The sequence below is a fragment of the Pseudomonas sp. GL-B-12 genome (assembly GCF_019955895.1).
Taxonomy (GTDB): Bacteria; Pseudomonadota; Gammaproteobacteria; order Pseudomonadales; family Pseudomonadaceae; genus Aquipseudomonas.
In genome coordinates, this window is record NZ_JAHBCX010000068.1 from 1 (window position 1) to 10,587 (window position 10,587).

General features: G+C 61.9%; 7 protein-coding genes. 3 read left to right on the plus strand and 4 right to left on the minus strand.

Features of this window, described 5'->3' with window-relative positions:
* Positions 1 to 137 precede the first annotated feature (137 nt).
* On the plus strand, positions 138 to 1,382 hold the full coding sequence (gene codA, locus KGA85_RS28310; RefSeq protein WP_223461428.1) for a cytosine deaminase: 1,245 nt from the start codon (positions 138 to 140) through the stop codon (positions 1,380 to 1,382).
* Between the two features lie 119 nt (positions 1,383 to 1,501).
* Here codA and KGA85_RS28315 read toward each other — a convergent pair whose 3' ends face one another.
* A complete protein-coding gene (locus KGA85_RS28315) occupies positions 1,502 to 2,494 on the minus strand; it encodes a diaminopimelate epimerase (RefSeq protein ID WP_223543556.1) in 993 nt (330 codons plus the stop codon).
* Positions 2,495 to 2,659: 165 nt separating this feature from the next.
* On the opposite strand from KGA85_RS28315, the gene KGA85_RS28320 reads away from it, so the two are divergent.
* A complete protein-coding gene (locus KGA85_RS28320) occupies positions 2,660 to 3,811 on the plus strand; it encodes an MFS transporter (protein ID WP_223461432.1) in 1,152 nt (383 codons plus the stop codon).
* A gap of 151 nt (positions 3,812 to 3,962) precedes the next feature.
* On the opposite strand, the gene KGA85_RS28325 is transcribed toward KGA85_RS28320, so the two are convergent.
* From KGA85_RS28325 to KGA85_RS28335, 3 genes are all read right to left on the minus strand, one after another.
* A complete protein-coding gene (locus KGA85_RS28325; RefSeq protein WP_223461434.1) occupies positions 3,963 to 6,386 on the minus strand; it encodes a TonB-dependent siderophore receptor in 2,424 nt (807 codons plus the stop codon).
* Between the two features lie 98 nt (positions 6,387 to 6,484).
* Positions 6,485 to 7,468: a FecR family protein gene (locus KGA85_RS28330; RefSeq protein WP_223461436.1), complete on the minus strand. Its 984-nt coding sequence runs from the start codon at positions 7,466 to 7,468 to the stop codon at positions 6,485 to 6,487.
* Positions 7,469 to 7,508: 40 nt separating this feature from the next.
* On the minus strand, positions 7,509 to 8,009 hold the full coding sequence (locus KGA85_RS28335) for a sigma-70 family RNA polymerase sigma factor (protein ID WP_223533935.1): 501 nt from the start codon (positions 8,007 to 8,009) through the stop codon (positions 7,509 to 7,511).
* A gap of 233 nt (positions 8,010 to 8,242) precedes the next feature.
* Between KGA85_RS28335 and tynA the strand changes: the two genes are divergently transcribed.
* Complete coding sequence (tynA, locus tag KGA85_RS28340) at positions 8,243 to 10,531, plus strand: primary-amine oxidase (RefSeq protein WP_223533936.1); 2,289 nt, start codon at positions 8,243 to 8,245, stop codon at positions 10,529 to 10,531.
* Positions 10,532 to 10,587: the final 56 nt, after the last annotated feature.

Below are 10,587 nucleotides of genomic sequence, written 5' to 3' on the forward strand. Positions count from 1 at the left end.
GGCACATTCAGCACCAAGGTGACCGACACTCCGCCATCGCGAGCAGGCTCGCTCCCACATTTTGAACTGGCGGGAATCGCCGCCTCCGAGCTAACGTAAGGGTATCGCCTAAACGATTCGCCAAAAGGATCTGCCCGATGCACATCATCAATGCCCGTCTGCGCAACCAGGAAGGCCTGCATGAGTTGTACCTGGAAAACGGCCTGATCAGCAGCATCGGCCGCCAGATCGAAGCCCCGACCCTGGGCCCTGGCGATCTGGACGCCGGTGGCAAACTGGTGGTGCCGCCCTTTGTCGAGCCGCACATCCACCTCGATGCAACCCTGACCGCCGGCGAGCCGCGCTGGAACATGAGCGGCACGCTGTTCGAAGGCATCGAATGCTGGAGCGAGCGCAAGGCGACCATCACGAAGGAAGACACCAAGGCTCGGGCCAAGAAAACCATCCAGACCCTCGCCGCCCACGGCATCCAGCATGTGCGCACCCACGTCGACGTCACCGACCCGCAACTGACCGCACTCAAGGCCATGCTCGAAGTGCGCGAGGAAAGCCGGCACCTGGTCGACCTGCAAATCGTCGCATTCCCCCAGGAAGGCATCGAGTCCTACCGCAATGGTCGCGAATTGATGGAAGAAGCCATCCGCATGGGCGCGGACGTGGTGGGAGGCATTCCGCATTTCGAATACACCCGCGATCAGGGTGTCAGCTCGGTGAAGTTCCTCATGGACCTGGCCGAACGCAGCGGTTGCCTGGTGGACGTGCATTGCGACGAAACCGACGATCCGCATTCACGCTTTCTCGAAGTGCTCGCCGAAGAGGCCCGCAGCCGCGACATGGGTTCGCGGGTCACGGCCAGCCACACCACGGCCATGGGCTCCTACGACAATGCCTACTGCGCCAAACTGTTTCGCTTGCTCGGGCATTCGGGGATCAGCTTTGTCTCCTGCCCCACCGAAAGCATCCACCTGCAAGGTCGCTTCGACACCTTCCCGAAACGCCGGGGCGTGACCCGGGTCAACGAGTTGCTGGAGGCGGGCATGAACGTGTGCTTCGGCCAGGACTCGATCGTCGACCCGTGGTATCCGCTGGGCAACGGCAACATTTTGCGGGTGCTCGAAGCCGGCCTGCACATCTGCCACATGCTCGGTTATCGCAACCTGCAAAGCGCGCTGGATCTGGTGACGGACAATAGCGCCAAAGCCATGAACCTCGGCGATCGCTACGGCCTGGAGCGCGGGCGGCCGGCGAACCTGCTGATTCTGTCGGCGGAGAGTGATTACGAGGTGATCCGCAGCCAGGGGTTGCCGCTGTACTCGGTGCGCGATGGCAAGGTGTTGATGAAGCGGACGATGCCGGTGGTGGAGTTCAGTGGGCTGAGCTGAGTCTGGTGTTGACTGGTCTGGCCTCTTCGCGAGCAAGCCCGCTCCCACAATTGACCGAGTTGTCCAGACAAACGCGGTTAAATGTGGGAGCGGGCTTGCTCGCGAAGGCTATTTTGAAGTCAATCGATTAACCGAGCCGTACCAAACAGACTGACCCGACTCAATTCCCCGTGCTCCTCTTCCAGCAAGATCGGCGCCGTGCCACCCGGCATCGTCACCTTCACCTCCCCGGCGCTGACCCAACCTGCCCGCCAGGCCGCACAGGCCACCGCGCTGGCGCTGGTCCCCGACGACTCCGTCGGCCCCTCGCCCCGCTCGAATACCCGCGCGGCGATGTGTCCTTCGGACAGGCGCATTGCCCATTGCAGATTGATCCCCGCCGGACAAGGTTTGCCTGCACCGACCGGCATGGCGTAGGCGATTCGCGTCAGCCCCTCACCCAGCGCCGGCTCACGCATCTGCTCGTTGCTCGGCAGATCCCCGGCACTTTCCACCAGCGTCACGCAATGGGGATTGCCGACCCGCGCGAACTGACTGCGCGACCATGCGCTATTGAGTGCCGACAATTGTTCAACGTGGCTGAGCTCACGACCATTCAACAGCACCGTTTTAACGCCGACAGCACTGACTGCCGACGGCCCGAATCCCGGCTGGCCCAGATCGAGCCAGAAACCCTTCACGCCATCGACCTCTGCGGCTTTCACTGAAGTCTGCCCCGGCGAAGGCGTATCAGCCTTGTCGTGGTGAACCCTGAGCAGACAGGCTTCTTTCTGCGGCAACAGCCCTTGATCACTGAGGGCCTGGGAAAAAATCGTCAGCCCGTTGCCACTGCGCTCGGCCAAGGTACCGTCGGTGTTGACGATCAACAGATCAAAGGGCGGCGACGACTGAAACGGTCCGACCAGCAAACCGTCGCTACGATGATCCTTGCTGCCGGACGGTTGAGTGCCTGGGGCCCAACTGCAGCAAACTTCGATCGCGGCTATCGCCCAGGCTTCGAGGGTTTGCGCTGCCTGGCTGGCCTGACCGGGCAGGTCGATGCCCTGGCGGCGCAGTTCTTCAGGCGCTACCACGATGTAAATGTTGCCCCGTGCATCGTACCGCTGCGCCATGGCGCCCTCCGCGAGTCATTGGAATGGCTCAACATATCGCGAAAAACAGCGGCACTGTGCAAGGATGTCGCCCTGTTTGACCGTAAAACTTTCCGGGCACTGATCGAACCCTCACAGGCCGGTCACTGTCCGTTGAGGACGCAACGCTTTTTGCCAAGGATTGTTATGACCAGCCTCAACAGCCAGACCACTTTCGTTCCCGGCCGCCTGTTACAGATGTCCACGCGCATCGCCTTTTTCATCGCCGGGTTCGGCATCGCTGCGTGGGCGCCGCTGGTGCCCTATGCCAAGGCCCGGGCCGGACTGGATGAAGGCACCCTGGGATTACTGCTGCTGTGCCTGGGGGTGGGTTCGATCCTGGCGATGCCGGTGGCCGGGATCCTGTCCACACGTTTCGGCTGCCGGCGGGTGACGGCCGGCGGGACCCTGCTGATCTGTGCCGCCCTGCCGCTGCTGGCGACGGTGTCGTCGATTCCGGCGCTGATCGCCGCGTTGTTCATGTTCGGCGCGGGGCTCGGCACCGTGGACTCGACGGTCAACCTGCAAGCGGTGATCGTCGAGCGTGCCAGCGGCAAAAACATGATGTCGGGGTTCCATGGCCTGTTCAGCCTGGGCGGAATTGTCGGTGCGGCGGGTGTCAGCGGCTTGCTTGGCCTGGGTATTTCACCCCTGGGGGCCACGCTGGTGGTGATCGTGTTGCTGCTGATCGCACTGGCCAAGGCCGTGCCGCATCTGTTGCCCTACGGCAGCGAGCGTTCGGGACCGGCGTTCGCGGTGCCCCATGGCATCGTCCTGTTCATCGGTGGCATGTGCTTCATCGTGTTCCTCGCCGAAGGCGCGGCGCTGGACTGGAGCGCGGTGTTCCTGACGCAGGAGCGTGGCATCGACACGGCGTATGCGGGGCTTGGTTATGCGGCGTTTGCCCTGACCATGACGGCCGGGCGTTTGACCGGTGACAAAATCGTGCGACGGCTGGGCGCGACACGGGTGATTGTGTTCGGCGGGCTGACGGCCGCCGCAGGCTTGTTTCTGGCGACGTTCGCACCGAGCTGGGAGGCTGCGCTGGTGGGTTATGCGCTGCTGGGGGCCGGTTGTTCGAACATTGTGCCGGTGCTGTACACCGCGGTCGGCAAGCAAACTGTCATGCCCGAAAGCATCGCCGTGCCGGCCATTACCACCCTGGGTTATGCGGGCATCCTGGCAGGCCCCGCCGTCATCGGCTTCGTCGCCCATGGCAGCAGCCTGAGCTTTGCCTTTGCCTTGATGGCGGTGTTGCTGGTGGCGGTGGCCATTGGCGGGAGAGTGTTGAAGGTCTGAAAAGCTTCCACCGGTAAGCCCCGAACCCAATGTGGGAGCGGCGGTGCGGCGATCCGACTTGCTCGCGAAGAGACCGTGCCAGTCGCCATCAATGTTGACTGTCAGACCGCTTTCGCGAGCAAGCCCGCTCCCACAGGTTGCTCGGTGTTTATCAGAACCCGACACTGGCCTGCACAAAGAACGTGCGCAGCGCACCGACGTACATGCCCGAGTTGTTGTCGCTGGAGCGGGTGAAGTACTGCTTGTCGAAGACGTTTTTCACCCCCGCCCCCAGTTTCAGGTTCGACACCTGCGGGCCGAAGTCATAGCCACTACGCACGTTCCAGGTCACGTAACCCGGGATGTCGCCGAACTGGCCGTCGGCGGTGCCTTCGGTGATGTAGTTGCCGTTGAAGCTGCCATCGGCGTTCACGCCGGTGCCCGGCGAGCGCTGCTTGGACTGGGCGAACGCATCGAGGTTCCAGGTCCAGCGGTTGATGTCGTAGCGCAGGCCGGCAGTGGCCACCTGACGAGAGTAGAACGGCAGGTCACGGCCCTTGAAGCCCGGTATCTCACCTTCGTTGGTGGCACGGGTGTAGGTAAAACCGGCGTTGGCGGTCAAGCCGTCAAGGCGTGGGTCCAGCGCAGCCAGATCGTAGTGCACCGAGGTTTCGATACCCTGGTGCTTGGTCGCGCCGAGGTTGGTCCAGCCCACATCGTTGCTGATGTATTGCAGTTCGTCGTCGAAGTCGATGTAGAACAGCGTCACTTCGCCACCCCATACGTCATCGTTGTAGCGCGTACCGATTTCGTAGGTCTTGGCCTTTTCCGGCTCCAGGCCGTTGGCGGGCTCATTACCGATACCGCCCTGCCCCAGCTGGAAATACTGCAGCGCGCCGAACGAGGTTTCGTAGTTGGCGAACAATTTCCAGGCATCGGACATGTGATACATCACGCTCAGGGCCGGCAGCGGCTCGTTGCTTTCGATGCTGCGTTTTTTCTCCGGCACCCGTTTACCGGCGTTATCGAGCACCGGGCGGTCGTGCCAATCAGTGCTGATGTGCTCGAAGCGAATACCCGGGGTGACGGTCCAGTTGCCGACGTCGATCTTGTTGTCGACGTAGACCGAATTGGCCTCGGTTCCACCGGTGCGTTCCTGATAGACATGGCCGTCCGCCCCCGGACGCACGACCGGCTGGTTGTTGACCAGCGCCACTCGGCTGGCCTCTTCGTGCATGGCTTCCTTGAGATAGCGATAACCGACGCTGACTTCCTGGGTAGTCGGGCCCACATCAAACACATGGGACACCCGTGGTTCGATACCGAAGGTGTAGTAGCTGCGTGGATAGGAGTTGAGTGTGCTCAGGTCCCGGGAGGCGATGGTGCTGCCACGAAAACTGTCGGTGTAGTAGGTCAGCACTTCGGCCTGGGTGCGATCGTCGATCTGCCGCGCCCACTTGAACGACACATCCTTGCGGCGGCCGCTGAAGTTGTCGTAGTCGCGCACCGACTGGAACGGGTCGGCGTCGTACTGCGCCTGGTTCAGGCCGCCGGGCATGTCGGCCTTGGCGTCGTAGTAGTGGAAATTGAGGCTGAAATCGTCGACATCGGTCGGTGCCCAATGGGTCTTGAGGATCACGTCGTCGATGTCGTTTCCGTTGTTGCTTTCACGGTAACCGTTGCCGTTCACCCCGGAGTACAACAGCGCCACGCCCATGCCGTTGTCGGCGGTGCCGCCCATGAACGCAGTGTCGATGTGCTTCCAGCCACCGTGCTGGGAGGTTTCCAGGGTGGTGCCGATTTCAGCCGAGGCTTTTTCCGGGATCGCGCGGGTCACGAAGTTGATCACGCCGCCGACGTTTTGTGGTCCGTAACGCACGGAGCCGGCACCGCGTACCACGTCGATGCTGTCGAGGTTGCCGGAGGAAATCGGCGCCATGGACAGTTGCGGTTGACCGTAAGGCGCGAACGCTGCCGGGATGCCGTCGATCAGCACGGTGGAGCGAGGCGACAGGCGCGAAGTCAGGCCGCGCACGCCGACGTTCAGGGAAATGTCGCTGCCACCGGTGCCGTTGGCGTCCTGCACTTGCACGCCCGGGACGCGTTTCAACACCTCGCCGACGTTCATCGCACCTTGCTCGACCATGGCTTCGCGGCGCACCACCGTTCGTGCGCCGGGGTGGTTCTGCACCACGGCGGCATCGGCATCACCGAGCCAGTCGCCGACCACCTTGATGTCAGTCACGCCCAGTTCCAGTGGGCCGTTGGCCGCCGAAGTCGGCGCCGGCATCAACGTCACTGAACCTTCATCGATCTGGTATTGCAGGCCGCTGCCTTGCAGCAACTGGCGCAGTGCGTCTTCCGGGGAAAGGTTGCCATCCACCGCCGGGGCTTGCTTGCCGGCGACCAGCTCAGGGCTGAAAAACACCTGAAGCGAGGTTTGCTGGCCCAATTGACTCAGGGCCTGTCCCAAAGGTTGCGCCGGGATGCGGATGCCGTCGGCAGCGAAGGCCTGGGGCAACGCAATATTGACTGCCAGCGCGAGGGCCAGCGGCAACCAGGGGAGTTTGTTGTTTTTAGCGGTGGAGTTTTTCACGTCGAACGTAATCCTGTGGATCGCAAGAGTGTGCGTTTGTTAATGCAAACCAGTTGCAGTTGAACAGGAAGACGATGAACTCGAAAAAAACCTGAATTTTATTTTGAAATTATTTCCTGGCTGCCGTCGCCTAGGGTGCGCACGGCCACCGGCAGGATGCTCGGCAAGGCCTTGAGCAGCGCGTCGGTGTTGTCGGATTTGAACACGCTGGTCAGGCGCAGATCGCCCACCGCTGCACTGGCGACCTTGAGCGGCTTCTCGCGATAGCGCGAGACCTGCTCGGCGACATCGGCCAGGCTGGCGTTGTTGAACACCAGTTTGCCGCTGCGCCAGGCGGTCATTTCCGCCGGGTTGACAGCATAGGCGGCGGCAACTTTGCCCTGGGCATCGACGTGGGTGCCAAGGCCTGCCGTCAGATTGATGAAATCGTTATCGGCGGCGTCGCGCCCTTGGACCTTGACGGTGCCCTGCTCCACCACCACCCGGGTTTCGCTGGCGCCATGGCGTACGTCGAATCGGGTGCCGGTAACCGTGACCTTGCCGCTGCCCGCCGCGACAACAAAGGGGCGGCTGGTGTCGTGTTCGACGCTGAACATCGCTTCGCCTTCGCTGAGCTCAACGTGGCGTTGGCCCTTTTCAAAGCGCACCTGGATCCGGCTGCGGCTGTCCAGATCCACCACCGAGCCGTCCGGCAACGCCACATGACGGCGCTCATTCAGGGCTGTTGAAAACTCGGCGGTGTAAGGCGCCGGATGATTCAGGCCGCTGAACAAGCCCAGGCCAAGCGCTACCGCGAGCATGCTGGCGGCCACCGCATAGCGCAGCACCGGACGAGGTTTTTTCAGGGTTGGCGGGGTTTCACACAGGGCGCGCAAACGCGTCGCCGGCACCAGGTCGGCGGCGCTCCACAAGCCCTGGAGCACTTCGAATTCGTTTCGGTGTTGAGGGTGTTCGTCCAGCCAGGCCTGGAACTGGCGCCGCACTTCGACATCGACGACAGGCTCCTGCAAGCGCACAAACCACTGCGCCGCGTCATCGCGAACCGCTGTTTGCCCGCACGCGCAATCACGAGTATCCATCATGGAAGTTCCTGTTGGGCTGGGGAGGAAAAGGCGCGGCCGGTCATGACTGCAACCCGTCCAGGCGATCGCGCAGGTGCCGAAGCGTGCGGATCATATACTTTTCCACCATGTTCCTGGACAGCCCCAGGCGTTCGGCGATTTCTGCCTGGGTCAGGCCCTCGATTTTCTGCCAGACAAAAACCTTGCGGCAGTTGACCGGCAACTCGGTGAGCGCCCGTTCGATGGAATCCGCCAGCTGGATCGCGTGCATGAAATGCTCCGGGTCGCCGGTCGGCGACTCACTGAGATCAATCGCCTCTGACTCCATGGCACCCCGCCGGTCCTCGCGCCGATAACCATCCACGGCGATGTTGCGCGCGGTCTGGTGCAAATACGCCCGAGGCAGCTGCACCACCGCCGAATCGGACTCAAGCACCCGCACAAAGGTGTCGTGGGCCAAGTCCTCGGCCTGCTGACGATTCCTCAGGCGACGGGTCCAGGTACCAACCAACTCTTCGTAATGCTCGAAAAAGCCGTGTCTGCGGGGCAGCTTGAGGGTCATTGCGGCGTGCAGTGGAGACGGGGCGTGAATAGTAATGCTTCCTATTAACTTGAAGCAATGGTTTGCGCCCCTCTGGCCGGGCACTTTGTCCGCTTGCCATTGTGCATTTCGTCAGGAAAGCTCAATTGCGGCACAGAACCAAAGAAATCTGGCAGGCATTCAAATGCAGCCATTGACGGGTTGTAACAAAGTGCAGAAATGCCCGTAACCGGATTTTCCCCAGGAATTCCCACATGTTCAGCCCCAAAGCATCGCCCAAAAGAACACCGCTTGCCCGCCTCGCCCTGGCGATCACCTTGAGCGCCCTAGGTCTACCTTTCTGGGCGGGCAATGCCCAGGCCCACGGCGGTCACGCCGACATGGTGCCGCTGCAAGCGGGTCTTGAGGAGTTTGGCGCCACGGTGAAATGGGACGATTACGCCAATCTGTTCACCATCGCCAAGGACGGGGTCTACCTAAAGGTCAAGCCCAACAGCAAAGTGGCGATGCTCAACGGCAAGCGTATCGAGCTGACGGTGCCAGTGGTGTTCAAGGACCATACGGCGTTCATGCCCAAGGACTTTATCAACCAGGTGTTCCAGTCCGGGCTGGACAAGACCTTCGTCGTCGAGACCCGCCCTAACCCGCTCAACCCCCTGAGCGCTGCCGAAATCACCACCGCCGTGGACATCGTCAGGAAGTCGGAAAACTACAAGCCCGGTTTCCGCTTCACCGAAGTCTCGGTCAAGGAGCCGCCGAAGGATCAGGTGTGGAACTTCGTCTTCACCGGGCAGAACGTCGCCCAGCCGCGTGAGGCCTCGATCGTGGTGCTCGACGGCAAGCATGTGATCGAAGCCCTGGTGGACCTCGACACCAAAGCACTCAAGTCCTGGAAGCCGATCGAAGGCGCCCACGGCATGGTCCTGCTGGACGATTTCGCTACGGTGCAAACCGCCGTCGAGACCAGCCCGGAATACGCCCAGGCCCTGGCCAAGCGCGGCATCAATGACGTGAAGAAGGTCGTGGCCACGCCGCTGACCGTCGGTTACTTCGACGGCAAGGACGGCCTGGCGCAGGACAAGCGCCTGCTGAAAATCGTCAGCTACCTCAACACCGGTGACGGCAACTACTGGGCGCACCCGATCGAGGGCCTGGTGGCGATTGTCGACCTGGAACAGAAGAAGCTGATCAAGATCGAAGACGAAGCGCTCATTCCGGTGCCGATGAAACCGACGCCGTATGACGGGCGCGGACGCCAGGGCGTGGCAGTCAAACCGCTGGAAATCATCGAGCCCGAGGGCAAGAACTACACCATCAGCGGCAACAGCATTCACTGGCAGAACTGGGACTTCCACGTTCGCCTCGATTCGCGGGTCGGCCCGATCCTGTCCACCGTCACCTACGACGACAAGGGCAAGAAACGCAAGATCATGTACGAAGGCTCGCTGGGCGGCATGATCGTGCCTTACGGTGACCCGGACGTCGGCTGGTACTTCAAGGCCTACCTCGACTCCGGCGACTACGGCATGGGCACCCTGACTTCACCGATTGCCCGTGGCAAAGACGCGCCGCAAAACGCCGTGCTGCTGGACGCGACCATCGCCGACTACACCGGCGCACCGACCGCGATCCCGCGCGCCATGGCGGTGTTCGAGCGCTACGCCGGCCCCGAATACAAACACCAGGAAATGGGCCAGCCCAACCTCAGTACCGAGCGTCGTGAACTGGTGGTGCGCTGGATCAGCACCGTGGGCAACTACGACTACATCTTCGACTGGGTCTTCCAGCAGAACGGCACCATCGGCATCGACGCCGGCGCCACCGGCATCGAAGCGGTCAAGGGTGTGAAATCGAAAACCATGCACGAAGACACCGCCAGGGAAGACACGCGCTACGGCACCCTGCTGGACCACAACATCGTCGGCACCACGCACCAGCACATCTACAACTTCCGTCTCGACATGGACGTGGACGGCGAGCAGAACTCACTGGTGGAAGTGAACCCGGTGGTGCTACCGAACGACCGTGGCGGCCCGCGCACCAGCACCATGCAGACCGAAACCAGAGTGGTCGGCACCGAGCAACAGGCGGCGCAGAAATTCGACCCGTCGACCGTTCGCCTGCTGACCAACTCCAGCAAGGAGAACAAGGTCGGCAACCCGGTTTCCTATCAGCTGATTCCTTATGCCGGCGGCACGCACCCAGTGGCCAAGGGCGCCAACTTCGGCAAGGACGAATGGCTCTACCACCGCCTCAGCTTCATGGACAAGCAGCTGTGGGTGACGCAATACAACCCGGAGGAAAAATACCCCGAAGGCAAGTACCCGAACCGCTCGGACAAGGACTCGGGCCTGGGGCAGTTCACCCAGGACAACCACTCCATCGAGAACACCGACGACGTGGTCTGGCTGACCACCGGCACCACCCACATCGCCCGCGCCGAGGAATGGCCGATCATGCCGACCGAGTGGGTGCATGTGCTGTTGAAGCCGTGGAACTTCTTCGATGAAACGCCGACCTTGAACCTCAGCACACCGAAGTAAGCAAACAACACACAAAACCTGTGGGAGCGGGCTTGCTCGCGAATGCGGTGTGTCAG